Origin of the sequence: Vibrio sp. 10N.261.46.A3, from assembly GCF_041472995.1 — a bacterium.
GTDB lineage: Bacteria > Pseudomonadota > Gammaproteobacteria > Enterobacterales > Vibrionaceae > Vibrio > Vibrio coralliirubri.
The window spans coordinates 25,678-51,711 of the sequence record NZ_JBFRRH010000004.1 but is presented as its reverse complement, the minus strand read 5'-3'; the positions used below and the strand labels follow the sequence as shown (position 1 = coordinate 51,711).

Here is a 26,034-nt window from a genome sequence, read left to right as displayed (position 1 = left end):
GTAAACTAATCCCAAATGAGTAGAGTTATAGGTACTTCTAAGCCTTTGCAGAAAAAAGTAACGAGTTCAGTTGATAATTCACGCAAAAGTCTCGTCATTCCGTCTATCGTTTGGTACATTTGCCGCACATTTTGTCTCCCCTAAAATACCCATGCCTTCTCAGTTCCGAATTAACAAAATTGTTGAAATTGGTGACACTCTTCACCGCAGTGGCTGTGCCCCTTACAAGCTAGAGAAATACACTCAATTCTATGCAAAAAAGCATGGTGTTGATGTGATGATCCAAGCTACGCCAACTGCGATTAACTATCAATTTCCAGACGATAACAACGCCGTGATTCTTAAGCGTCTAAAGCCTGCGTCAATTAACCTGAGTTTGTTGGCCAATACGATCATTCGTATTAACCAGCCAAGCAGTGAGCCTGTACCAGAACCTGTCGGTTACTCTAAATTCGTGACGGCACTTGCCAATATGGGTATTCCGCCTGCTTATTTGATGCTGGTGGGCAGTACGTTGGAAGCGGTGGGCTTTTCTGCGTTATTGGGTTTGATGGTTTGGGTATGTCAGCAAGTTCTTCATTCACGTCGCGCTATCGCGGTTGAATTCATCTCGGCACTGTTAACGGGTATCTTTGTGGCGTTTCTGGCGAGTACAGGGTTGCCGATTCCGGTGTGGGCGTTGTGTATCGCCTCGATTGTCTTGTTTGTCCCCGGGTTATCCATAGCCAACGCACTAGAATGTTTGGCGTTTAATGATCTAGTCTCTGGTACTAGCTTGCTAGGGCAGAGTGCCTTAACGCTGATTAAGCTGTTTGTCGGGATTATCATGGGGCTTAATATCGGTGAAGCGATATGGGGACAAGCGGTTTCCATCGACTATACCAATGCGGTACCGATGTGGATGCACATATCTGGCTTGGTGCTGATCTCTGTGTCTATCGGTGTAATGTTCAATGCTCGCCCTAAAGACATCTTACTTGGTTTGCCAGTTGCCGTTCTCGGTATGTGGGGCCCGTTCTATCTAGGTTTTGATAGTGGCTGGGTTGTCGGTACTTGGGTTACGACGGTTCTTATTACTTTGTACGGAACTTGGATTGCTAAAAAGATGGAGCTCACGGGCTCTATTTATATCGTGCAAGGGATCATCATCTTGGTTCCGGGTAGCCGAGTATTGGTGAGTGCCAGCCAGTCGGTGTTTGAACAATCGATTCTGCCTATCCCGAGCATCGGTTTGTCGGCGCTATTCATGTTCTCTGCAATCGTGGCAGGGCAAATCACCGCTTATTCGATTTACTCACCAAAAGTCGAACGTTAAACCTTTCCGCTTCTCAAGTTTTTAAACAAACACAGCTTAGCGGCTGTGTTTGTTCGTTTTAGGAACGGCTCTTTTTTTAAAGACAATTAGTTCTCTGTAAAACTTGTTAGATTTATGCTCGCTAAGCCTGACAAGAGCCATTAAAATGGAACAAATTCTATTTAAATGAAGTATTAACGTATGTCTTTACCTCCTTGTCCGCAATGCCAATCTGAATATGTCTACCCAGACCAAAACAACCTAATCTGCCCTGAGTGTGCCTACGAATGGAACCCAGAAGAAGAGCGTTTAGAAAGAGAAGCCGCGCGTGTTAAGGACGTGAATGGCGTTGTATTGGAAAGTGGAGATAAAGTTACCTTCATTAAAGATCTAAAAATTAAAGGAAGTTCTAGCGTATTGAAAATCGGCACTAAAGCCGTGATTCGACGCATCAACGAAGGTAAAGATCACCAACTAGATTGCAAGCTGGATGGTGGCGGTGAAATGCTGGTTACAGCGAAGTACGTTAAGAAGCAGTAACCATTGTTTCAAACAATTGTCGTAAATCTTCAATAAGTTTAAGTCGCTTCTCGGCATACTGATTCGCATATTGAACCGCAATAATTTCAGAGAATTAAGATGATCAGAGAATACCGTCCAGCCGATATTGAAACCGTTATAGATATTTGGTTAACCGCCTCGATCAAGGCGCATGATTTTGTGGCTCCTGAGTTCTGGGAGTCGCAAGTGGGTAATATGCGCGATATATACATCCCAGCATCAACAACTTACGTGTATAAAATAGACGGTGAGGTTCGTGGCTTTTATTCGCTTTATGAAGGGATTTTAGCTGCGATCTTTGTGAGCCCGCAGCATCAAGGTTGTGGTGTTGGTAAGCAACTTATCCAACACGCGAAGCTTGAATGCCCGAATCTGTCTTTGAATGTGTATAAAGAGAACCAAGCGACCATTGAGTTCTATTTGTCTCAAGGTTTCTCTATTGTGAGCGAACAAACTGATGAGCACACAGAACATCAAGAATACACCATGCACTTATCTTAGGCTTGATAACTAAACCCGGTAGAAAAGTAACAGGAATCAACATTATATGGACATGGTTAAAGCTGCTCTTTCGTATTCAACAAGACCTTCTCAGTCATCAGATTATGAATTTCTGTTTGAGCTTAAGAAAGCCGCTGAGTTTGAACCAATCAAAGCCGTATTTGGCTGGGATGAGCAGGTTCAACGAGATATACACGCTGAAGAGTGGGCAGAAGAACGACCTGAAATCATTGAATATCAAGGTAAAGCGATTGGCAGTGTGTTGTTACAAGACAAAGGCGAGCACTTTTATTTTTGTCGATTCTTCTTACTGCCTGAGTATCATGGAAAGGGCATTGGCAGCCAAGTACTGAAAGATTGCTTAACTAAGGCTGACAGCCTCAATAAACGCATCGAACTTTGTTACCTGCAAGGTAATCGAGTTGGGCAGTTGTATCTGAGATTTGGCTTTGAAATCACCTCTCAGAACGAGCAGTTTGTCTATATGTGGCGTAAATAGACATTCATTCAAAATGATCACACCGTGTCTGTAACTTGATAGGCACCTGACACCCATCTAACGTAAAACCTTGTAAAGCTCCCTATGCTTGATGACTAAGCGATTACACTTAGAAAAGATCGAGCGTAAGGGAGTGTGCAATGAATTATTACCCGACTTCAAAAATCGTGGGTGAACAAAGGTTTGGTTTTGGGCCTAGATTAGGTCAAACAACCTATTATTCTCCTGTAGAACAGTTGGATAAAAAGCCATTCGTTCACCAAGCTATACAAGACTTACCGAGTACCGAATCTACTCTGATTAAAGTAGGAGAGAATCGTGTACAACGAATGAAGGCCAAGGGTGACGAACAACAGATGCAAGCTATGAAGAAAGAAGCGCAGTCTTTTTTTCGAACGCAGTATCGACAACAAGCTCAAGCTCGCCACCTACAAAGTGTTAAAACGCCTTATGGTTTTCAAGAGCGCATCATTCAGTTTTGGAGCAATCACTTTGCTATCTCGGTCGATAATCGAAAACTGATGCCCTTAGCGGCAAGTATAGAAAACGATGTGGTTCGTCAGCATTGGAATGGTAGCTTTGGCGAGATGCTGATGGCTACTTCTAAACATCCTGCGATGCTGCTTTATCTCGACAATCAACTCTCGATTGGTCCCAATTCAAAAGTCGGAAAGCGCCGTAATAAGGGCCTCAATGAGAACCTCGCTCGTGAGATCTTAGAACTCCACACTCTTGGCGTTGATGGTTCTTACACTCAGCAAGATGTTATTGCTTTAGCAAAAGCAATTTCAGGCTGGGGCATTAAATTCAAATCTCCTGATGCTGGCTTTCGATTTGCTAATAACCTGCATGAGCCAGGAAGTATCACACTGCTTGGAAAGGCTTATTCTCAATCCGGCGTCTCGCAAGGAGAGTCGTGTCTACAAACATTAGCGATCCACAAAGACACTGCTACGCATTTGGTTGGTAAGCTATGCCAGCATTTCATTGGCGACACGCCTAAAGAACTCTCAGATCAAATGGTTGCTGAATATCTGAAAGGAGAGGGGAATTTACTGCCTATTTATCGCTTGTTATTGAACAGCGCTGAGGCGAGTAAACCTAACCCCAATCGTTTTAGACCGCCGAGGGAGTGGCTGTTTGCCGTCCTTCGTAGTGCCGATATTTCTTTAAACGAGAAACAGGCATTCAATGCACTCAACAATTTAGGGCAGCCTCCTTTTAAACCGGGTTCACCAGCAGGCTGGTCGGATCAAGACAGAGACTACAATAGCCCTTCGGCGTTGACTCAACGTATGCAAGTTGCGAATAGGCTTGCGTCTGTTGCAATAAAATCGGCTAAAGCGTCGGGAGTTAAACCGAAAGCGGTAGTGGATAAAGTGAGCGCGGGTTTATATGGCGATGCTATTGATGAACACACCCAAATTGTATTGAACAAAGCCGACAGCGCTGCAATGCAACTTTCCCTGTTGTGGCTAAGCCCGCAGTTTCAATATCGTTAGGAGTGGGTATGAAAAAGCCAGATTGTTCTCAGAATAAAGCGCCACATAGTATTAACCGCCGTCAGTTTATGGGCATTGCGGCGGCTGTTGGCGTCAGTGCGATGGTGCCATTTCCAAGCTTTGCAAAAACAGCTTCAGACAATATCTTCATTTGGGTATCACTGCGTGGCGCGATGGATGGTTTAAATGTTGTAGTGCCGCATGCCGATCCTGATTACTCTAATTTGAGACCCAACATCGGATTGAAACCAGAACAGCTACTGAAGTTGGATGATTTCTTTGGGCTTCATCCATCCCTAAAGCAGTGCCATCAATGGTATGAAAGTAACGAACTCAGCTTTGTTCACGCTTGTTCAACCGCTTATCGTGAACGTTCACATTTTGATGGACAGAAGATATTAGAGAACGGCACTTCCGACCCGTTTAACACCGTAGGATGGATTAACCGTTTACTCACGTTGAGCTCAGAAAAATACGATGGAATAGCGATTGATTCGGGCTTACCGCTCATCATGCAGGGCGAATCGACCGTGGCAAGTTGGTACCCAAACCGCTTAAAAACACGCGATAAACAAACAGAACTGCTGGAAGAGCTGTTTCAAAGTGATCAAATGCTGTCTTCAAACTTTGAAAGTGTCATGAAGATAGATCAATTGGTGGGAGGCCAAGGTGTCGGCAAACAGTTTAAATCACTGATGGGCAAAACAGGCGATATCTTATCGGCTGATAACGGACCAAACATCGCAGCGTTAGAACTCGGTGGATGGGACACTCACGCCAATCAAGGCAGCGTAAATGGACGGTTGAGTAATCAACTTAAAACTTTGGATGTTGGGTTAGCGGCTCTCAAGGCTTCACTAGGTGGTCGTTGGCAGAAGACAGTGATCATCGCGGCCAGTGAATTTGGTCGAACAGCAAAAGAAAACGGCACTAAAGGCACCGATCATGGCACCGGCAACGTCATGTTTGTTGCGGGCGGTGCGCTGCCATCGTTGAAAGGAGCGGGTGGTAAGGTTATCGCTAATTGGCCGGGCTTGAGCCAAAGCCAGTTATATGAGGGTCGAGACCTTAATCCAACGACTGATATGCGCTCGGTTATCAAGGGCGTGCTCAACCAACATTTATCGGTAGAAGTGAAACAACTCAACACTATCTTCCCTGATAGTGCCGATATTAGACCGATGAATCTTGTCTAGAGGTTTACCAAGATCCAGTTAGATGCGATTCAGTCGATTGAATCGCATTCTATTTCTGACTCGCTTGTTTACGATTTAATTGCCAACAGTGCTCCGAACGTCACTAAACCAAATCCACACGCTTGATTAAGCCTTTTCTTTGCTCTCAATAGGTGCTTTTGCAATGTATTTGACGTAAACAGCATAGCGACAACGCCAAACCATAAGCCGTGAAGAACGATCATGTAAAGTCCATAGCCGAGTGCGACATGCTGGTTTTCTGCATCAGGTGAGATGACTTGGCTGAAGATGCTCAAGAAGAACAACATGGTTTTTGGGTTGAGCACGTTACATAAAAAGCCTTGGGCTAAATAGCGCCAAACACTGGTGCTTTGCTTTGCATCTTCCATAGGTGCAAGCTTGTTGTCCGCACTCAAGATACCTTTTAGCCCTAGATAAATAAGGTAGGCTGCGCCTGCGTATCTGATCATATCAAACAGCTGCTCATTCTGTGAGATTAAGTAACTGATCCCAAGCATTGAGTAACTGATGTGAACACAAATGGCTAAACTCACACCTATTGCAGTCCAAATCCCTGCTTGTCTTCCTTGATTGACACTGTTTTTCAAAACTAAAACGAAATCAGCTCCTGGACTAATAACAATCAATAGTCCCAATACTGCTAGGCTTAACCACTCCATAATGACTCCAACTCTTTATATTTGATGAGCCAGCATTGTATGGTTTTTTATTGCTGCCTATAATCGAAATGAATTCCACCTATCTGTGAGAAAAAATCACAAATGAGACATTTGAAAGCATTTCATATTTTCCACATAGCAGCGCATTCGAGCAGTTACAGTGAAGCGGCGGATAAACTCAATATCACACATGGAGCAGTGAGTAAGCAGATCAAGGTATTGGAAAATCACTTATCCCAAGTTTTGTTCTATAAACAGGGCAGGAATGTGTGTCTCACCAAAGAAGGGGAATTACTCAAAGGTTACACAGAGCAAGCGTTCCAAGCCTTGGAAACTGGAGTCCATAAGCTTAATCAGCTGAATCATCAAGCGTTGGAAGTTTCATGCGAACCCACATTGACCATGCGTTGGTTAATGCCTCGACTCGGTGATTTCTATAACGAATCCGGAATTGATGTTCGATTGTCTACCGCAGGTGGACCTGTGACATTAGGCGCAACTGGATTAGATATGGCCATTCGCCGAGACGACTTCAACGTAACCGAGCATTACAAACAGATTCCGTTAGTCGAAGAATGGGTTGGCCCGGTGTTCTCGCCTGATTATTGGCAACAGGTCAAAGACAAGCTAGCCGATGTGAAATTACTGCACAGCGCCACGCGACCAAACGCTTGGAGCCACTGGGTATCCATCACCAAAGATAGTGAGTTTGATAGCGGAATGGTGCCGCAAGCTATATCAAACCAGACCTTTGCACACTTCTATTTCTGCTTTCAAGCGGCCGTTGATGGGCTAGGAGCGGCTCTAGGTTCTTATCCATTGGTGGTTGATGATTTGAATAGAGGCAACTTAATCGCACCGTTTGGCTTTGTGCCTTCCGGCCATCAGTACATATTGCTCACACAAGATGACAAGCGCGATCAGCCAGAAAGCCCGTTTGTGGTTTGGCTAAAGAATGAGTTATCGCAGTGTGTTCCAACCTTAGAGGAATGACAGTCTCTGACCTAGAAGTGTGCTTGTCTTATGTCAGACTTTAGTTCGTTATTGTGGGAATCACTCAATAGGCAAAGACAGCACACCGCCATTGAGTTTGACTTGTTTTAGCCATTCGGTTGGAATTCCGCCATCTTCTTCGTAGAAACACGCCGCTAATACCGCGCCAATTACAATCGCACGACCGCAGCTGTCACCACCACATAAGATGTTGTCACGAATACCTTGTTTAAAGCTCTGAGCGCCAGCAATGATGCGAATCAGCAAGGGGAACGCAGCGCTCAATTCGCAATGCAATCCAAACTTCTTCGCGGCATCTGTAATCGAAAGCTCAGGATCAGCCAGTGCTTCGTCGATTTGATCGTGTATGAACTTGCTACAAGTTTGTCGCACCATTTCTACCGATTGCAGTGGCGAGTTGCCTTGAATTGCCGCTTGAATCAGTAGGGTGATGGCTTGCGCCCATTCCACGGCTTTGTCGTTGTTGTTGGTCACTCGTACCGCGCTCTCTACCATCGCTGGTAAGGTGTGAGAGGTGTAAGTACATGCGACCAATGGGATGATTTTTGAAACAGCTGGCAATTGAGTATCATCCGCGCCACACGCTGTAATTGGGGCGTTTGCCAATTCTAATTGATGGATGTTCAACAAGCTCATACGAGTCGCTTTATCAATGTAGCCTTTCCAACTACCACCAAAATCAAACCAGAAGCGGAAGTGTTTGATGTAGCTCGCTTCGTCGTATTGTTGGTTGTCGACTAAGCTATCGACCATCGCCAATAGCTGAGCACCATATTGCGATTGTTCACCTGCGGTTTTTCCTTGGTGAGCAAAGTAGCCCTTGTCTTGATAATCGAACTGATTCGGAGAGCGAAATTCTGGCTCAAAACCCGCTACGTGTAAGATCCTCTCTTGGTCATACAGCCAGTGCAACCCCATTGAAGCGGCGTCTCCAACCAATGCGCCGACAACGGCGTAAAAAGCTCTTTCTTTATGATTGTCCATGTTGAGCAATGTCCTTGAGATGAATCAACGTAGTTCGATAGGTTAAGTATAGTGATTAGACGAGTATTTTGCTGTGTTTCTAAGAAGAAATATGAAGGAATAAATCCTGATTGGTCAATAACTTAAACCAATCAGGTGAAATGGGTAAGGGTGATGAATAGTTGGGCGAGTCGGTACTTCTGATTAATGACGTTACTGATGGTTAAGGTAAGCACTAGAACGTTGCTCAATTACTTTGAACAGGCGTGAAAGCACAAAGCATAAAGCAAAATATACGAAGCCTACAATCAGCCAGATCTCGAAGATCAAACCTGAAGAGTTTGCCATTTCAGTACCAACGAAAGTCATCTCTTGGATCGAAATCAGAGACACAATCGACGTGTCTTTAACCAAAGAGATTGCTTGGCCAGCCAATGGCGGTGTGATGGCCGTTAATACTTGCGGGCCAACCACAAATCGATACTTAGACAACGCCGATAAGCCGAGTGAATCGGCCGCTTCCCATTGCCCTTTAGGAATACTTTCTAAGCCAGCTCGAATCACTTCTGCGATGTAAGCCGAAGAGAGCAAACCAATGCAGATAACACCAGACGCCAAGTTTTCCCAAAGGTTAGCAGGACCAAACAGAAAGGCTTGAACAGCGTTAATCTCGCCATTGTGTTCACGCAAGATACTTTCTAAACCAAGTAATGGAATCAGTTGGTTAGAAACGAAAAAATAGAATATGAAGACAAAAACCAGTGGTGGAATATTTCGAACCAGCTGGATAAAAATCAGTGCAGGCGTACGAAAGAAAGCAATTTTAGAGTGCCTTGCAACGCCAAGTAATGTGCCAAAAGAGAGAGCTAACACCATGCTCCAAACACTCAAGCGTAACGTTGCGATCAAGCCTTGGAAAAAGTAAGGAATATTACCTTGAGAAGGTGGAATGAAAATCAGGGTAAACGCATCTTCCCAGCGCCACTGGTAGTTAATACCAACAGCAGAACGATAATAAAGCCAGCCTGCAAACACACAAATGACAGCGAATAACACGCCATCTAAAAGGTTAAGGCGTTGATACCAAGGCTTCATATGAACGTTGGGCTTAGGTGTTGTTAATGCGCTAGTACTACTCACGTCATTCCTGTTTAAACGATAATAATTGATGTGTTGTGAGAGGTGGCTATGAGGTTATAGCTATCTCGTTGTCTTAAACAAGACAGCGCAAACAATGCACTGCCTTGATTCAAGTTCTGATTACTGACCTTGAGCAATCTGGTCTTGCCAATCGAGAGTAGAGAACCAGTACTCGTAGCGCTCTTTCAACCAACCGTCTTCAGTACGTGCTTTGATCCATTCGTTGAAGAATTCTGTCTTGTCAGTTTCACCTAGGCGAACTGCAAATGCTTCATTACCTTTTGATAGGCGTTCTTCAAATGGAATAAATAGCGTGTCTGCGTTTTTAATCGCTTCATGTTCTGGTTTCGGGCTAGATGCGATAACCGCGTGTGCGTTGCCGTTTAATACTTCTTGGAATGCTTGAGCATCGTCATCGAACTGTAGAACTTTCGCTTTAGGGAAGGTTTCACGAGCTACTTGAACCGTGAATGCGCCACGACGAGCGGCAATTTTCACACGGCGAGAATCAAAATCAGAGATTTGTGTAAAACCTTCTGCTAGCTCTTTATTCGCCGCTAGTTGAACGCCAGAATGCGAGTAAGGTTCAGTGAACAATACGCTTTTAGCGCGAGCTTCAGTGATAGATAAACCGCCGATGATTACATCAAACTTGTTCGAAAGTAGAGAAGGGATGATGCCGTCCCATGCCGTAGGAACGAATTCGACCTTCCAACCCGAATCTTCGGCAAGGCGCTTCGCTACATCGATTTCAAAGCCAACAAGATCGCCTTGTTTGTTACGCATCGCCCAAGGAACAAACGTCGACATACCAACGCGTAGAGAGCCACGTTCGTTTATTTTGTCTAGGTTAGGCGTTTCAGAAGCAAGTGCAGGCAAACTGACGGCAAGCGCAAGTAGGGCTGTAATTGCGGTTTTAAATAGCTTCATGCTGATAAATCCTTATTGTGTTCGCCAGTTAGCTCCGAGCTTATGCTCAAGCCAAGCTGCAACGGCAGAAAGTGAAAGTGTAAGTGCAAGGTAAATGATCGCCACAGAGAACCAAATCTCAAATGGCATCGCGGTTTCAGAAACGATGTTTCTGGCTTCGGTTGTTAGGTCAAAGATAGCCATGACACTCACAATCGAAGAGTTTTTGATAAGAGAGATCACTTCATTAGTCAAAGGTGGCAAGGTGCGTTGCACCACCTGAGGAAGAATCACATCCCAGTAAGTATAGGTCTTTGATAAACCCAAAGATTGAGCTGCTTCAAATTGTCCTCTCGCAATACCATTTAGACCAGCACGGAAGATTTCGGCGGTGTAAGCACCTTGGAAAAGTGCCAAGGCTAAAACGGCAGTGCTAAAACGATCCAGCCCTAATACGGGGCCAAACACAAAATAGAGCAAATAGATTTGTACTAATAACGGCGTGTTACGAATCAACTCAACATAGCTGGTGGCTAAGGTGCGTCCAACCACAGAATTGGAGTTTCTCAATAGCGCTGTCGTTAAACCAATGATCAGTGTCGCGACTAAAGAAATCAACGAGATATTGATAGTAACCAGTAGCCCTTCAACTAATTCAGCAGGCCACCATTCGCCATCTTCATAGAAAGCAATATAGTCCGGCACGCGCTCCCATTGCCAGCTGTATCCCATGGTTTGTGCGCCAGAATCGAGAATCCAAACAACAGCGGCCACCAGTACAACTATTTGTATTAGAGCGGAAAGGGCGGGTTTAATAATTCGAATCAACATCAATAAGTCAGGATCTGATTTAGGAACGCTTGAGTACGTTCATGTTGAGGGTTTTCAAAGAGCGCTTGTGGAGTATTCGATTCCACAATTTGTCCTTCATCCATGAAGATAACGCGGTCGGCCACTTGTTTAGCAAAGCCCATTTCGTGGGTCACACACACCATCGTGATGCCTTCGCTCGCCAGTTCAACCATCACATCGAGCACTTCGTTGATCATCTCCGGATCAAGCGCTGAAGTTGGTTCATCGAATAAGAGTAATTCCGGCTTCATACACAGAGAACGGGCGATAGCCACTCGTTGTTGCTGGCCGCCAGAAAGTTGCACTGGGTATTTGTTGGCTTGTTCTGCAATGTGCACACGCTCGAGATAGTGCATTGCTATCTTCTCGGCTTCTTGTTTGCTTTTTTTCAGCGTACGTATCGGAGAAAGAGTTAGGTTCTCAAGCACGGTAAGGTGGGGGAATAAATGAAAGTGCTGAAACACCATTCCGACTTGGCCCGGTGTGTTGAACTTACTCGGGAGTACTTGTTCTAGCACGGAAAGTTCGCCACTTTCGAAAGGTTCTAGCTGATTGATACAACGGATCAAGGTTGATTTACCCGAACCAGACGGCCCGCAAATCACCACTATCTCTCCTTGTTCAATATTTAAATCGATATCCTTTAGGGCATGAAAATCACCATACCACTTGTTAAGTGACTTAAACTTAACCATTTCCTTGAGATTGTTCAAATCGTTGTTCATACCTAGTAAAGAGACAGGTTTACCTTAACAATATAGAAATATGATTGCACATAAAATTAGGGACTTATGAGAATTTAATAGCATCTTGTAGGGCAAATTAAAAAGCAGCGCTCAAAATGAACGCTGCTTCTGTTGTACGAAAGAAAAAAGTAATGGGTTCAGTCAGATGTGAAAATTCATCGTTGTATGACCACTATCTTTACTTTCTCTCTATTTTCCCGATTCTTAGTGAATCGCAGACTCTAGAATCTCACGTGTTTTCTCTGGCGTGATTGCTTGATTCTCACCAAGTTGTAGGTAGCCGTGTGATTCAAGTTGAGCGACAACATTGTCAATCGCTGTTGCTTTGTTTGTTTCGTAGCCGTCGAACATGGTTGCTACGTCTAGGCTGTGGTAGAAGGCTTCGATTGCAGTGATTGTGCGTTCTGCTAAATCAGTACCCGCTTCTAGGCCAAATACGTTACGACCCATTTGCTCTAGCTTGCCACGTTTCGCTTCAATTTGGTTGCGAAGTAGTGAAGGTTGAACGATCGCAAGTGAGCGTGCGTGGTCTACGTGCCATAGTGCTGTGAATTCGTGGCCAATCATGTGCGTTGCCCAATCTTGAGGAACACCCGTACCAATCAGGCCGTTAAGCGCTTGGTTTGCTGTCCACATTAGGTTTGCACGCCATGCGTCGTTGTCACGCTCGTCGTATTGCTTACCCAGTACAAGTAGGTTCTTAAGCAGTGTTTCTGCGTAACCGTCTTGAACCATTGCGTCTGTTGGCATCGTGATGTATTGCTCACACACGTGTACCCACGCATCAACTAAACCATTGATCAGTTGGCGCTCAGGCAGAGACTTCATTACATCAGGGTCCATAACTGCAAACTTAGGCTGTACTGCAGGGTTGAGGAAAGCAAGCTTCTCTTGAGTCGCTTTACGCGTGATTACCGCGCCCATGTTAGATTCAGAACCTGTCGCAGGAAGTGTCAGTACCGCACCGATTGGCGTCGCTTCTGTTACTTGGTGTTTGCCCGTTAGAATGTCCCAACCGTCGCCGTCGTATTTAGCCGCTGCAGCAACGTACTTAGAGCCGTCGATTACTGAACCACCGCCAACCGCGATAATGAACTCTACGTTTTCTTCTTTAACAAGAGCGACTGCTTTGTCTAGCGTTTCTTTGGTAGGGTTTGCTTCAACGCCAGAGAATTCAATCCAAGAGTGATCTTTCAAAGATTCTACAACTTGGTCGTAAACACCGTTGCTCTTGATTGAACCGCCACCATAGATGACCAGTACTTTCTTTGAAGTATCAACCGCTTGGCTGATAGCGTTGATTTGGCCTTGACCGAAATGGATAACAGTAGGGTTAACGTAAGTAAATTGCATCAGAGATTCCTTGTGTAAAGCGAAATTTGTTATTTTGGTATATTGCTCAATTTCTATATTTGCATATTAGTACAGTAATCTAGGTCAATGAAGAGCTGTTCCTCCAAATAAATTGCCTATTTCTACAAACTTGATATTCTTCCTCTGCTTTAGCTTACTTACTCTTAGCACTTGGAATGGAAAGTCGCCACTTATGAAAACACTCGCACAGTTATTACAGTCTTATGTAGAACACAAAGGTTGGGATGATCTCGAAGGGATCAGAGAAACTGAAATTAGCGGCGTGTGGTTGTATAGAAGCAGTGGCGGGAATCAGCGTCAGCCATTTACTTACCAGTCTGGCATTATCATGCTCGGACAGGGTAAAAAGAACATCTACATTGGCGAAAGGCCAGTGACTTACGCTGCAGGTGATTATCTTGTGGTGGGTGTGCCAATGCCGTTAGAGTGCGAAGCCTTGCCTGTTAATGGAGAACCATTGCTTGGCTTGTCGATTAGCATTGATTCTCAACGTTTACATAGCTTAGTCAAAAAGCTCGAAGATCAGGGCTTTCTAGAGAGCTACTGCAACAAGCACAAACAGAACTCGAGCGGCTTAGAATCGACGCCAATGGAAGAGCAAATGCTAGAGAGCTTTACCCGATTGGTGAAAACGCTACATTGCGACATTGAAGCCAATATATTGGGCGATGCCATGGTGACAGAGATTGTCTACCGCGCATTAACCGGTTCAGAAGGGCGTGTGCTGTTTGATTTAGCTCATCATGATGGACATTACGCACGTGTTGCCAAAGCGCTGTCTAAAGTGCATGAAGAGTACGACCAAACCATCACTGTTCAATCGCTTGCTGACGAAGCTAACATGAGCGTGTCTGCCTTCCACAATGCATTCCGTAATGTCACGTTTGAGTCACCACTGCAATATTTGAAGAAGGTTAGACTTAACAAAGCGAAAGAGCTGATTCAACTAGAAGGCCTGAGAATCAGCGATGCTGCACGTCGAGTCGGCTATTCGAGCCCATCCCAATTCAGTCGCGAATTTAAGCGCCACTTCAATACTACTCCAAGAGCGGTTTAGTTCTTTATATTGTTGATTGGCGGGAGAGGAAGTAGAAGGCTTCACTGCTCTAACGAGTTTGTTTAGCCCCATAAAATCAATCGCTAGAATGCCATGCCAATAGACACGTTAAACGTATCCTCATCAATGTCATAAGGTAGATCCTCACCCTCTGACTCGCCGCTGTCCACTTGGTAGTTTCTCCATTCCATTTTTAGCTCTGCAAACTTCCATTTAGTCGATACACCGAGGACGTTGAAATAGGTTGCGTCAGGGTTGGCCGCGTCATCAACCTCGTCGCTGAGCTGAGCGCCACCTATGCCGAAATTATAATAAGGGCGAACCGTGATGCGTTTAAGCGGGAAGCTGTAACCTGCGCCTACCTTTAAAAACGCCATGCCTTCACTGATCGCGTCTTGGTCGTAGTCTTCTAGTTGGTCATCACGCTTTCTGTTCTGGTACTCACCGCCAATCTCAAATATGTCACCACGAAACATCAGGTCGACGTATTGAGATGAGAGTTTATCACCCTCCTGATACCCCAAGCCGAACGCAATATCAGCCATCGACGGAGCGGAAAACCCTGCCAATAGAGCTGCTAACACTCTTGTTTTAATGCGCTTTGTCATTGCCGAATCTCCTTAGTTCAGGGCGTTATATTTCTTATCAATCATGCAGTTTCTCAACACCGTCGCATACATGGCATTGTTATCTTCTTCGGCCTGAGCCCCTGCTCGTCGGCCGCTAACTCTACCGGATACAACACCAATCGCCGCACCAGTCTTGGCAGCGTCAGAGCCAGATCCGCCAGAGATAGCGCCAACAGCAGCGCCAGCCGCCGCCCCTTTAGCTGCGCCTTTTACGCCGCTTCCTTTCTTGGTTTCTGTAGGTGCTGTAAGCGTTGACTCAGCAACACCTTGGCATGTCGCAAGCTCTTGCTGAGCAACCTCAAGGGTCACGTTGTCGTAATTGAATGAAATGTGAGTGGTTGGGTCTGTGATGTAGCCACCACTAGCAAGAGCAGAGAGGGAGGTCATGACTAGGCTCAGGCCTAACAGTTTTGTTTTTTTGTTCACTTTCTAATCCTCAAGTTGACCAAACAAATTCGTTTAATCATTGATATTGAACTCTCTTCGAGGTCGACAAATAGATTTAAATTAATGAAGCGATAAGTGATCTTCATGTTGCGTGCATACTATCTTGGTGGGCATATGTTGGATAATGACCTTGAAACATAAGAGTTATTTGCCTGATGCATAACATGTTTCAGCTATGAGCTATTTACTCAGGCTGTAGTTGAGAGAGCGGGCTTAGAAAAGGGAAACTTGTGGGAATATCACCCCTTGTTAATCAAGATGAGCAAATGTATTGAACTGTAGGTAATTTCAGTATGTTGTTGTTTGAATTTCTAATTTATTATTAATGTATTTATATAGTAAAAGCGCCCTAAAATAATTAGTTATTTAGGTTAAGACTTTATGCACGTATATAAGAATAAAAATCAAACAATACAGTCAGTAAGCGGTTTCTAAGAACTTTAGTGTGAACGACCTATCAAATTCTTTCTAAATTACTAAAATTATTCCTCAGTCTGTCTGAGATAGTATTCATGATTGTTGAATATATCTGAAAATAGAAAGAATTTATTACTCGGTTAGCGTTCATATTGCGGATAATTAGTCGTGTTGTGACTAATTATTCTGTAACGTGCTGATTTATAGTTAAGTGATAGCCTGACGGTTATCACGTTTCTCCTAAAACAATTAAACTAACATGGCGCTACTTTAATCATTCTTCAAAATACGATTGTTAAATATAAATACGTATACCTATTTTATTAAAAGGATAATACCGATGAGTAGCGATATCATTAAAATTTCAAGAAACACTGAAAACGCACCAATTAATTCTGTATCTACACAAACGGTCGCTTTTTCTCATTATAATAACTTTTCTGCTCAACTTCCGATTGACCCTAAAACGGGTGAAATAGTCGTCGGTGATATTAAAGATCAAGCCGAACAATGTTTGAATAATATTAAATCGATTGTTGAAAGCATCGACCATGTTATGGATGATGTCGTGAAGATTAATGTTTTCGTTAAGAATATTTCTGATATCGATGCTATTGATGAAGTTTACAAAAGCTTCTTCCACAACAGCCTGCCAACACGCAATGTCGTGGGTGTCGCTGCACTGCCAAACAGCGATGCGCTGGTTCAAATGGATGCTCTCATTTCTAACGGTGAAGGCACTAAACCACAAGCACCTTGCGCACTAGTTAAGGTATCAAGAAATACGGATAATGCACCTCAAAGTACTGTGTCCACGCAGACTGCAGCCTTTTCTCACTACAACAATCTTTCAGCTCAGTTGCCTATAGATGTAACCACAGGTGAGTTGGTTGATGGTGGTATCGAATCGCAAACAGCACAATGTCTATCAAACATCAAAGCTATTCTAGAAAGCATTGGTCATGTAATGAATGATGTGGTTAAAACGACTATCTACCTAAAAAATATCGCAGATGCGGAAGTGGTAAATGAAGTATGTGCTAAATTCTTCCCAAGCTATGTTCCTGCTCGTACCGTTGTTAATGCCGCTGAATTACCAATGGGTGCTTTAATTCAAATTGATACATCCGTTTCACATGGCGACGGTACACCGCCACAATTACCTGAAGACACTCGTTTACTGGTAATAGAAGCCAATAATACCGATGCTGCACCATTTATGCCTTATTCGCACACAGTGGCTTTCTCTCACTACAATCATATTTCAGGACAATTACCTTTAGATCCGAAAACAAATGAAATTGTTGCTGGTGGTGTAAAAGAACAAGCTGAACAATGCTTAAATAATATTAAGGCGATAATTGAAAGCGTTGACCATAGCATGGACGATACGGTGAAAATTAATATTCAACTTAAGGATATTTCAGATATTGATGCGGTAAACGAAATCTACACCACATTCTTTAATGCTGAGCTGCCTGCAAGAACGGTAGTCGGGGTTTCAGAAATCCCAACGAATGCTCTAGTACAAATTGATGCTGTCGTTTCTAACTGTGAAGGGACACCTCCACAAGACGTTGTTGCTTAAATCAATTGAACCCTTCTCGATAATCTCGATCAGATCTCGGTTTAGCTTCCAAATAGGGAGCAAATTCAACAGGCCGTGATCTGATCCGTTCACCTCATTACTCAAATCCATCGAAGCGACACACCTAAGCTTATCCCGTAAACATGGTATTTATAAGGTTGAAGTGTTTTAATATGAAAAACAGACGCTTAACGTAATAAAGAAACCCGTTTATGCAATTTCGAGCCATTTTACTGCTATGCCTTACCCTAATAGGGTGTTCGTCCAATCAAGAGTTGGTACCCGACCCAACAACCATCACGCTATTTTATGGTGATACATCCATCTCCGCAGGTGTTTTAGAGGATAAAACATTCAATTCAGTCCTTGCCGATAGGGTTGAAAGCGTTACGTTTTCGGGCTCAATATCAAAGAAAGACTCTGGCTACTTTGTCGATATGTTAGTGATTCGAGAAACAAAAGAGCCACGTTCAACACGACAGCTTAACACCTCGCTTCTAATGAAACCGGGAGAGTTAGTCGATGTTGGCGGCGTGAATAACGATGTGTTCAGAGTAATCCTCGAGTAACAAAAATAAAGTGTTCAATTAATCTGATTTTTTGCTTTACCTCAACCTAACTTCAAGTCTTAAGCTTCTCTTACTGATTAAGTAGGAGCTTATTATGCAAAATAACTACGTAAAAGAACTCGCCATTAAAACTTACCAAGAAGACCTTCAAAAAGAGTACGTTAGATCTAAAGCTCGGCCATTCCACACTCCAAGTTTTATTGGTGGCGTACTGTTGTCAGTTATGCTGGTGGGACTGTTTTAATTTATGCAGAATCTTTGATCCATTACCAACTCTCAACACATCTATTTGATGCACTTTAATGCATACGGCACAATCGCTTAGGTTGAATTGTGACGCTAATGTCGAGAGGAAGTGAAGTATGGCAAGTCCAAGAATATTAAAGTCACAGATTACTGATATTACCTGTGGCGAGAATGTCACTATTATCGAACCAAGTAACGTTTATAGCTGTGAGCTTAAAGATGATGTGTTCGTTGGCCCCTTTGTTGAGATTCAAAAGAACACCGTGATAGGTGCGAGAAGTAAGATTCAATCTCACACCTTTATCTGCGAGTATGTGACCATTGGAAGTGATTGTTTTGTTGGTCACGGAGTCATGTTTGCCAACGACTTATTCAAAGAGGGCAAACCAGATCCTAACCCAAACAGTTGGGGACGTACCTTGATAGCTGACAACGTCACGATTGGTTCTAACGCTGCAGTTCTGTCTGTGAGCATTTGCGAAGGTGCAGTAATCGGCGCGGGCAGTGTGGTAACGAAAGACATTACTGAGAAAGGTATATACGCAGGTAACCCAGCCAAGAAATTGAGAGATTTACCGTAACCGAATTAATAAGCCACGATTCATGAATCATAAGGTGCGGCTTTTTAGGGAAACATTAGAGTATTTGTCATGGATGTATTTTTACACTTACTTCAACTGAATGACGCAAGTGCGCTCTTGGATTTTGAGGTCGAAAATAGAGAGTGGTTTGAGCAATTTGTTCCAGCTAGGGAAGACCGTTTCTATTCCTATGAGGGTGTTGCCGAGCAAATCACGAGCTTTCTCACTGAATATGAGAACGGTGAGATGATCCCTATGTTGATCAAAGACATCAATGGCACTGTATGTGGAAGAATCAACATTCGCGATATCGACCAAAGCTCTGAAAGTGGAGAGCTAGGCTATCGAGTTGGTCATTCCTTTGCTTCAAAAGGCATTGCGTCTAACGCGGTAAAGCAGTTTCTAGACTATTTGACGCAGCAGACCAACCTTAAATATGTTGATGCCTATGCGTTAGTGGGCAATGTCGGTTCCAACAAAATCTTATCCAATACAGGTTTTGAATTGGTCGAGCATGTTGAGAACTACGCGGTGTTCAAAGGAGAACATCAAGATGCCAACTATTATCGTAAGGTGTTAGCTGATTAGGAGAGTATCAGTGCTTTATACATTAGAAGCTGGCAGCGTCCTTCTAGCCAGCTTCGAGCCTTTTTATTTCACGGTTTAAGGTTAATTCTAGTTACGGCCACTTCTAGATTTACAGTTACTTTTGAGGTTTATTACGTTCGATTACGCTAATTGCGATCGCTAAAAACAGGATATCTTTCACTAGGAAGAAGTTAGTGACTAAGATGCCATCCGATACTTTCCAAGCGTTTGGCGTTGTAATCAGGAAGCTGAGTGTCACAACAAAGATAGCCGCTGCCGCAATGCCTGAGTAGAAAGCTACTGTCGGTTTCTTAAATCCAACGATCAGTCCAATCGCAACAACGATCTCCGCGCCACCCACCATGTTAGACACAGCTTGCACTGAGAACAGATTGTAAAGCCAGTTCATTGCAGGATGATTTGCGATTAGCGGTTCAATGAGCATCGCTTCGGTTGGCGTAAACTTATAAATACCAATCCAAGCGAGCACTAATGCTACTCCAACCACTCCAAGGTTATATCCCACATTACTATGTTTTAAATCATAGGTTTGAACATGCATAAAAGTACTCCATTTAATAAAATCCCTGAATATGACCGCAAGAGCTCAGATTAAATTTCGCGCTGTGAATAATACTTAATATATTTATCTGAAAACTTAACAGGTAACGACTTATTGTCTTGATAGGAACTTAAAGGCTGGTGATGTTGAAAGCCAAAGCAATGGGGAAGCGATAGTGCTGTTCAAAAGGTGCCGCGAGCTTTGCAATTTTTGTTTTCAATATTCATGATTTGGATTAGATTACGCTGATGTTCACCCTAATTATAAGAAGAGTATAACCAGTGAAAATTCATAGAATTAACCCGACCAAACGTTGGTCTGATGTGACGGTATTTAACGGTATCGCAAGCTTTGTGGAAGTGGCTGAGACGGATACAACGGCAGGAATTAAGAGTCAGGTTCAGCAAATCTTCGAACAAGCTGAAGAAATGATGAGTTTGGTAGACAGTGATAAATCTCGCGTATTGTCAGTGACTATTTATCTAACTGATTTCGCTAACTTTGATGCACTCAATGAAGTTTGGGAAGCGTGGTTCCCTGAAGGCTGTGCGCCAAGTCGTGCATGCGTGAAAGCAGAACTTGCTAATCCTGAGCTATTGGTTGAAATGTCATTCATGGTTGCTGCGGGTGAAAAGTTTCAATAAGCCGAACTATCGGCAGAACTAAGCTTCGACGATACATATAACGAGCAGATAAAACAAAGCCACTCAGGTGAATCACTTGAGTGGCTTTTTAGTGTTCTAGGTTATCTGAAACTAAATCGGATTAGGTATTAAGCGAGACCTTGATCTCTTGCCATCTGCTTCGCGATCTTCGGTGCGTGCCATAAGCATGGCAGTAAGATAAACGATACCGGAACGGCTGTGATCACAATGAACGACTGTAGAGCGGAGATGCCGCCTGAACCCATTGAGATAAGTGCGATCGCTACCGCACCCATGATGATACCCCAGAAGGTACGTACCGCTGCGTTTGGCTCTGTTGTTCCTGTCATTACCACACTGATTGTGTAAGTCATTGAGTCACCTGTTGTCACGATGAACGTGGTCGTCAGGATCAAGAACAAAATCGCAATCAGAGTAGGGAACGGCAGTTGCGCGGTAATTGCTAGAAGAACCGCCGGAAGGTTGAAGCCTTCGAACGCACTAGAAATCACACCTGGGTTCTCTAATTCAAACGCTAGACCACTACCACCAACGATGCTGAACCAGAAACACGTTACAAGCGGTGCAACGATACTGATAGAAACGATCATTTGGCGAATAGTACGGCCACGTGAGATACGAGCAATGAAGATAGCCATCATTGGGCCATAACCTAAGAACCAACCCCAGAAGAATACCGTCCAACCACCTAGCCACGCTGTATCTTGGCGGTATAGCGCCATTGGGATGAAGTTATCAACCATTTCGCCCATACCTTGCAGGTAGCCATCAACGATGAAGCTCGTTGGACCAACTAGAAGGATGTAGCCGATTAGACACACAGACAAGATGATGTTGTAACGGCTTACTAGTTGGATACCTTTGTTCACACCACTCAAAGCAGAAAGCGTGTACATTGCGATAGCAAAGATAATAACGACACTTTGTGTTGCAAAGCTGTCTGAAATGCCAAACAGTTCGCTCAACGCGTAGCTGATTTGTAGGCCAAGGAAGCCAATAGGGCCGATAGTACCTGCGGCTACAGCCACGATGCTGCATGCGTCGACTACGTTACCAATCCAGCTATTGATTGCTTTGTCGCCAAGTACTGGGTAAAGCAGCGTGCGTGGCTTAAGAGGAAGACCTTTGTCGTAATGCAGGTGCATTAACACGATGGAAGACAAGCCACCTAAGATTGCCCATGCAAGGAAACCCCAGTGCATGAAAGATTGTGATAGAGCATTGAACGCCATTGCTTGAGGATCTGCGTTGCCATACAGTGGCGGAGCTGAAACAAAGTGAGCGATAGGCTCTGCGGCTGCCCAGAACACACCACCGCCGGCTAGCAGCGTACATAGGACGATAGACATCCATTTAAAGGTGGTCATTTCAGGTAGGACAAGCGTTCCTAAGCGAACGTGGCCGGTGCGACCTAGTGCAAGCACTAAACCGATAATGAAGTTGAGAAGTAGTAGGACTTGCCAGAAAGCACCGAACCATTTAGTTGAATAACTAAAGCCGATGTTTACAAGTTCGGACAACACGGAGGTGTTGGTGAAGGCTAGGATGACAAAGAGGGTTAAAAAACTGCCACTAAGCCAAAAGACTGGGTTTCCGAGTTCCAGTTTTTCACCCAAAGATTGAGCTTTATTGAAATCGATAGAAGTAGATTCTGCGTTGATGTTTTCGTTGGCGACTTGCGTCAAGTTGGACATTATTTCTTCGCTATATTTGGCTCTTTCAAGCCTATGTATTTCTCCCACACTTGCATAGAAATGTGAGGTTCGTCAAAAAAGCCGCCGATACTAACACATTTGTTATCAAAAAGTGGGCGAATTCCCAAAAGAATCCCAAATCGCTTTTAAATCACTACTTTTTGGCTAGTTTTGATACGAATTTTTTTCTCGAATCCAAATCACATTTCTGATTTTTGAGACGTTATTTTTTAGCTTTCCGAAATAAATTAATATTAGTTGTTGGTGCAAAATAAGTGTCGACTTATTGCATGCTATAAACAAATTAATGCGAGTCATTTTATAAATACTGAATATTTTAGGTGTTAAATTGGCGCTGTTACCTACAGTTGTTTTGCGAAGAGATTTAAGTGGCGAGGAAAGTCCCATTTAAATTAAACATCTTGAAACAACAACTTAAGGGATAGCTAACATGCACCTAAATCAAGGAAGAGTGGCCAAGAAGGTTTTTACACTCAGTACGCTCACCGCGTCATGCTTAATGGCGTTCAACAGCTATGCGGCTGTGGATTGCTCAACGTTAGAAACGTGGGACTCTGCCACTGTATACACAGGTGGTGATCAGGTTTCACATGACGGCAGTGCTTATACGGCAAATTACTGGAATCAAAATAACAACCCAAGCCAATTTGAAGGCGACTACGCACAATGGAAGAAAGTGGATGTGTGTGCCGGCGACGGAGGTGGCGGTACGCCGAATGAAGTACCAACTGCTTCATTAACGGCACCCTCTACTTCTGACGTGATTACTGAAGGCGACAATGTTGTATTGAGTGCAACAGCACTAGATTCTGATGGCAGTGTGGCTTCGGTTGAGTTCTTTGTTGATGGCACATCAGTTGCGGTAGTCACAGCGGCACCTTTCGAAGCGACTTGGGCTGCAACGTCGGGTAATCATCAGGTTTCTGTTGTTGCAACGGATAATGAAGGCGCAGCAAGTGTTGCAAGTGCGGTTTCTGTTTCTGTTGATTCAGCACAACCAGGGAATGAAGCACCGACAGTTTCAGTTGCACTTTCAGTGACATCTGTTGATGTTGGTGGTGTAGTCACACTGACAGCAACGGCAGCAGATAGCGATGGCACGGTTGATAAGGTTGATTTCTACGTAGCGGGTGCTCTTGTGGGTACAGCAGCAACGAGCCCTTACACGTTAGATTACACAACGACTCAAGCGGGTTCTTTAGCGGTTTACGCGAAAGCAACAGACGACCAAGGTGCGACTGCAGATTCTGCGTTGGCATCGTTGACTGTGAATGGCGCTCCAACAGTGAGCACATGTCGCCCTGATGGCTTATATCAAACTCAAGGTGTCGATGTTCCTTACTGTACGATTTACGATGATGAAGGTCGTGAGAAAATGGGCGCGGATCACCCACGTCGTGTCATTGGTTACTTCACAAGTTGGCGTGCAGGGGATGACCCACAAGCCGCTTACTTAGTAAATGACATCCCTTGGGAACAACTCACACACATTAACTACGCGTTTGTGAGCATCGGCTCAGACGGCAAAGTAAACGTCGGTGATGTGAATGATCCTGAAAACGCAGCGGTTGGCAAAGAGTGGCCGGGCGTTGAAGTTGACCCTGCATTGGGCTTCAAAGGTCACTTTGGTGCATTAGCGACAGCGAAGAAAAAACATGGCGTGAAAACGCTAATTTCAATCGGTGGTTGGGCAGAGACCGGTGGTCACTTCGCGACTGACGGCAGTCGAGTGGCTGATGGCGGTTTCTACACAATGACAACCAATGCCGATGGATCAATAAATCATCAAGGTATCGAAACATTCGCCACTTCCGCTGTTGAAATGTTGCGTAAGTACCAGTTCGATGGTCTGGATATCGATTACGAATACCCAACCTCAATGGCAGGTGCTGGTAACCCTTACGACAAAGACTTCATGGAACCACGTCGTCAATACCTATGGGCTTCGTACCAAGTGTTGATGAAAGTGCTACGTGAGAAGCTCGATGCTGCCTCAGCGCAAGATGGCAATCACTACATGTTAACGATCGCGGCGCCTTCTTCTGGTTACCTACTACGCGGTATGGAAACATTCGATGTGACTAAGTACCTCGATTACGTGAACATCATGTCTTACGACCTTCATGGTGCGTGGAACGATCACGTAGGTCATAACGCAGCCTTGTTTGATACAGGTAAAGATTCAGAGCTAGCACAGTGGAACGTTTACGGCACGGCGGCTTACGGTGGTATTGGTTATCTGAACACGGATTGGGCTTACCATTACTTCCGTGGTTCTATGCCAGCAGGCCGTATTAACATTGGTGTGCCTTACTACACTCGTGGTTGGCAAGGCGTAACGGGTGGTGAGAATGGTCTTTGGGGCCGAGCAGCACTGCCAAACCAATCTGAATGTTCAGCGGGTACGGGTGAAGGCGAGAAAAACAACTGTGGCCATGGCGCTATTGGTATCGATAACATGTGGCATGATACCGATCCAAAAGGTAACGAAATGGGCGCGGGTTCTAACCCAATGTGGCACGCGAAGAACCTAGAGAAAGGTATTTGGGGTTCTTATGCTGACGCTTACAAGCTTGATCCAGTGAATGATCCTTCAGATGTTCTAACGGGCACTTACACGAGAAACTATGACAGCGTGGCGGTTGCGCCTTGGTTGTGGAACGCAGAGAAGGGTGTATTCCTTTCGACGGAAGATAAACAGTCTATCGACGTAAAAGCGGACTACGTTATCGACAAAGAGATCGGCGGCATCATGTTCTGGGAACTAGCAGGGGATTACAACTGTTATGTACTCGATGCGAATGGCAATCGAACGTCTATCGATACAACTGAACAAGCGTGTAATAGCGGTAACGGTGAGTTCCACATGGGTAACACCATGACGAAAGCTATCTACGATAAGTTTAAGTCTGCGACTCCATATGGAAACAAGGTAGCGACGGGTGCTATTCCAACAGAAGCATTAGATATTTCGGTATCGGTTGGTGGCTTCAAAGTTGGTGACCAAAACTACCCAATTAACCCTAAGATCACGTTTACAAACAACACAGGGCAAGCACTTCCGGGCGGTACCGAGTTCCAATTCGATATTCCTGTGTCTGCGCCTGATAATGCAAAAGATCAATCGGGTGGTGGTTTGACGGTGATTGCTTCAGGTCATACTCGTGCGGATAACATCGGTGGATTAGATGGAACCATGCACCGAGTAGCGTTTACTTTGCCGACATGGGAAGAGCTTCCTGCTGGCGGTGTGTATGAGCTAGATATGGTGTATTACTTACCAATCTCAGGCCCTGCTAACTACGCGGTGAATGTCGGTGGCGTTGATTACGCGTTTAGCTTCGAGCAGCCAGATCTACCATTAGGTGATATCAGTTCAGGTGGCGGTAACCCTGGCGATGGCGGCACCAACCCTGGTACATGTGATACAGCTGGTTTAGCGGTTTACCCAGACTTACCTCAGAAAGATTGGGCGGGTAACCCAAGCCACGCAAACACAGGCGACCAAGTGGTTCATAACGGTAGTGTTTATCAAGCAAACTGGTGGACAAGTTCTGAACCGGGTAGCGACGGTAGCTGGACTCAAGTTTGTTCTTAATTTAATGCTAAGTAATCTCTTTATAGACAATAGAGCGTAGTAATAGGTAATAAATGCGAATGCTTTTAAGTCTATTTATCAGGATGTTAGTATAAATTAAGTCATCAATTTAAACGTAAAATTAAAACGCCGAACTGAATC

The 26,034-nt window shown here is 44.3% G+C and carries 26 protein-coding genes; 15 read left to right on the top strand and 11 right to left on the bottom strand.

The window, feature by feature from the left end; genetic code table 11:
• Positions 1 to 151 precede the first annotated feature (151 nt).
• From AB4484_RS01585 to AB4484_RS01560, 6 genes are all read left to right on the top strand, one after another.
• Complete coding sequence (locus AB4484_RS01585; RefSeq protein WP_004731486.1) at positions 152 to 1,315, top strand: threonine/serine exporter family protein; 1,164 nt, start codon at positions 152 to 154, stop codon at positions 1,313 to 1,315.
• A gap of 180 nt (positions 1,316 to 1,495) precedes the next feature.
• A complete protein-coding gene (locus AB4484_RS01580; RefSeq protein ID WP_004731484.1) occupies positions 1,496 to 1,834 on the top strand; it encodes a zinc ribbon domain-containing protein YjdM in 339 nt (112 codons plus the stop codon).
• A 99-nt stretch (positions 1,835 to 1,933) separates the two neighbouring features.
• On the top strand, positions 1,934 to 2,356 hold the full coding sequence (locus AB4484_RS01575) for an N-acetyltransferase (protein ID WP_372076133.1): 423 nt from the start codon (positions 1,934 to 1,936) through the stop codon (positions 2,354 to 2,356).
• Between the two features lie 46 nt (positions 2,357 to 2,402).
• Complete coding sequence (locus AB4484_RS01570) at positions 2,403 to 2,855, top strand: GNAT family N-acetyltransferase (protein WP_372076131.1); 453 nt, start codon at positions 2,403 to 2,405, stop codon at positions 2,853 to 2,855.
• A gap of 140 nt (positions 2,856 to 2,995) precedes the next feature.
• Positions 2,996 to 4,357, top strand: a complete 1,362-nt coding sequence (locus AB4484_RS01565; protein ID WP_372076129.1) for a DUF1800 family protein — start codon at positions 2,996 to 2,998, stop codon at positions 4,355 to 4,357.
• An 8-nt stretch (positions 4,358 to 4,365) separates the two neighbouring features.
• Complete coding sequence (locus AB4484_RS01560; RefSeq protein ID WP_372076127.1) at positions 4,366 to 5,553, top strand: DUF1501 domain-containing protein; 1,188 nt, start codon at positions 4,366 to 4,368, stop codon at positions 5,551 to 5,553.
• 68 nt (positions 5,554 to 5,621) lie between these two features.
• Here the strand turns inward: AB4484_RS01560 and AB4484_RS01555 are convergent, their stop codons facing one another.
• Positions 5,622 to 6,233: a LysE family translocator gene (locus tag AB4484_RS01555; protein WP_061038166.1), complete on the bottom strand. Its 612-nt coding sequence runs from the start codon at positions 6,231 to 6,233 to the stop codon at positions 5,622 to 5,624.
• 102 nt (positions 6,234 to 6,335) lie between these two features.
• Between AB4484_RS01555 and AB4484_RS01550 the strand changes: the two genes are divergently transcribed.
• A complete protein-coding gene (locus AB4484_RS01550; protein ID WP_372076126.1) occupies positions 6,336 to 7,226 on the top strand; it encodes a LysR family transcriptional regulator in 891 nt (296 codons plus the stop codon).
• Positions 7,227 to 7,286: 60 nt separating this feature from the next.
• On the opposite strand, the gene AB4484_RS01545 is transcribed toward AB4484_RS01550, so the two are convergent.
• From AB4484_RS01545 to AB4484_RS01520, 6 genes are all read right to left on the bottom strand, one after another.
• Entirely contained in the window at positions 7,287 to 8,231 is a 945-nt protein-coding gene (locus AB4484_RS01545) for an ADP-ribosylglycohydrolase family protein (RefSeq protein ID WP_372076125.1), read from the bottom strand.
• A 192-nt stretch (positions 8,232 to 8,423) separates the two neighbouring features.
• Complete coding sequence (locus tag AB4484_RS01540; RefSeq protein ID WP_372076123.1) at positions 8,424 to 9,350, bottom strand: amino acid ABC transporter permease; 927 nt, start codon at positions 9,348 to 9,350, stop codon at positions 8,424 to 8,426.
• 120 nt (positions 9,351 to 9,470) lie between these two features.
• Positions 9,471 to 10,280, bottom strand: coding sequence for a transporter substrate-binding domain-containing protein (locus AB4484_RS01535; RefSeq protein ID WP_050634275.1), 810 nt, complete (start codon positions 10,278 to 10,280; stop codon positions 9,471 to 9,473).
• 12 nt (positions 10,281 to 10,292) lie between these two features.
• Positions 10,293 to 11,090, bottom strand: a complete 798-nt coding sequence (locus tag AB4484_RS01530) for an amino acid ABC transporter permease (protein ID WP_017062664.1) — start codon at positions 11,088 to 11,090, stop codon at positions 10,293 to 10,295.
• The gene (locus tag AB4484_RS01525; protein WP_048606287.1) at positions 11,090 to 11,836 is read right to left on the bottom strand and encodes an amino acid ABC transporter ATP-binding protein; all 747 of its coding nucleotides are present in this window, start codon (positions 11,834 to 11,836) and stop codon (positions 11,090 to 11,092) included. Before AB4484_RS01525 ends, AB4484_RS01530 begins: the two co-directional genes overlap by 1 nt.
• A gap of 225 nt (positions 11,837 to 12,061) precedes the next feature.
• Positions 12,062 to 13,210, bottom strand: coding sequence for an iron-containing alcohol dehydrogenase (locus AB4484_RS01520; protein ID WP_372076120.1), 1,149 nt, complete (start codon positions 13,208 to 13,210; stop codon positions 12,062 to 12,064).
• Between the two features lie 193 nt (positions 13,211 to 13,403).
• On the opposite strand from AB4484_RS01520, the gene AB4484_RS01515 reads away from it, so the two are divergent.
• Entirely contained in the window at positions 13,404 to 14,288 is an 885-nt protein-coding gene (locus AB4484_RS01515) for an AraC family transcriptional regulator (protein WP_017067592.1), read from the top strand.
• 83 nt (positions 14,289 to 14,371) lie between these two features.
• Here the strand turns inward: AB4484_RS01515 and AB4484_RS01510 are convergent, their stop codons facing one another.
• Entirely contained in the window at positions 14,372 to 14,896 is a 525-nt protein-coding gene (locus AB4484_RS01510; RefSeq protein ID WP_372076118.1) for a hypothetical protein, read from the bottom strand.
• Positions 14,897 to 14,908: 12 nt separating this feature from the next.
• Positions 14,909 to 15,343 carry a hypothetical protein gene (locus AB4484_RS01505; protein WP_372076116.1) on the bottom strand — a complete coding sequence of 145 codons (435 nt, stop codon included), beginning with the start codon at positions 15,341 to 15,343 and terminating at the stop codon, positions 14,909 to 14,911.
• Between the two features lie 778 nt (positions 15,344 to 16,121).
• On the opposite strand from AB4484_RS01505, the gene AB4484_RS01500 reads away from it, so the two are divergent.
• The 5 genes from AB4484_RS01500 (at position 16,122) to AB4484_RS01480 (ending at position 19,353) form a co-directional block, all read left to right on the top strand.
• Positions 16,122 to 17,369: a RidA family protein gene (locus AB4484_RS01500; RefSeq protein ID WP_372076114.1), complete on the top strand. Its 1,248-nt coding sequence runs from the start codon at positions 16,122 to 16,124 to the stop codon at positions 17,367 to 17,369.
• 212 nt (positions 17,370 to 17,581) lie between these two features.
• Positions 17,582 to 17,938, top strand: coding sequence for a hypothetical protein (locus AB4484_RS01495; RefSeq protein ID WP_050651723.1), 357 nt, complete (start codon positions 17,582 to 17,584; stop codon positions 17,936 to 17,938).
• A 94-nt stretch (positions 17,939 to 18,032) separates the two neighbouring features.
• On the top strand, positions 18,033 to 18,182 hold the full coding sequence (locus tag AB4484_RS01490; protein WP_372076112.1) for a hypothetical protein: 150 nt from the start codon (positions 18,033 to 18,035) through the stop codon (positions 18,180 to 18,182).
• 118 nt (positions 18,183 to 18,300) lie between these two features.
• Complete coding sequence (locus AB4484_RS01485; RefSeq protein WP_372076110.1) at positions 18,301 to 18,765, top strand: acyltransferase; 465 nt, start codon at positions 18,301 to 18,303, stop codon at positions 18,763 to 18,765.
• A gap of 69 nt (positions 18,766 to 18,834) precedes the next feature.
• Positions 18,835 to 19,353 carry a GNAT family N-acetyltransferase gene (locus AB4484_RS01480; RefSeq protein WP_372076108.1) on the top strand — a complete coding sequence of 173 codons (519 nt, stop codon included), beginning with the start codon at positions 18,835 to 18,837 and terminating at the stop codon, positions 19,351 to 19,353.
• Positions 19,354 to 19,468: 115 nt separating this feature from the next.
• Here AB4484_RS01480 and AB4484_RS01475 read toward each other — a convergent pair whose 3' ends face one another.
• A complete protein-coding gene (locus tag AB4484_RS01475) occupies positions 19,469 to 19,915 on the bottom strand; it encodes a DUF417 family protein (protein WP_372076106.1) in 447 nt (148 codons plus the stop codon).
• Between the two features lie 281 nt (positions 19,916 to 20,196).
• Between AB4484_RS01475 and AB4484_RS01470 the strand changes: the two genes are divergently transcribed.
• Positions 20,197 to 20,559: a RidA family protein gene (locus tag AB4484_RS01470; protein ID WP_017062654.1), complete on the top strand. Its 363-nt coding sequence runs from the start codon at positions 20,197 to 20,199 to the stop codon at positions 20,557 to 20,559.
• Between the two features lie 128 nt (positions 20,560 to 20,687).
• Here AB4484_RS01470 and AB4484_RS01465 read toward each other — a convergent pair whose 3' ends face one another.
• Positions 20,688 to 22,274: a BCCT family transporter gene (locus tag AB4484_RS01465; RefSeq protein WP_372076104.1), complete on the bottom strand. Its 1,587-nt coding sequence runs from the start codon at positions 22,272 to 22,274 to the stop codon at positions 20,688 to 20,690.
• A 451-nt stretch (positions 22,275 to 22,725) separates the two neighbouring features.
• Here AB4484_RS01465 and AB4484_RS01460 point away from each other — a divergent pair, with 451 nt between their 5' ends.
• On the top strand, positions 22,726 to 25,893 hold the full coding sequence (locus AB4484_RS01460) for a chitinase C-terminal domain-containing protein (RefSeq protein WP_372076102.1): 3,168 nt from the start codon (positions 22,726 to 22,728) through the stop codon (positions 25,891 to 25,893).
• Positions 25,894 to 26,034: the final 141 nt, after the last annotated feature.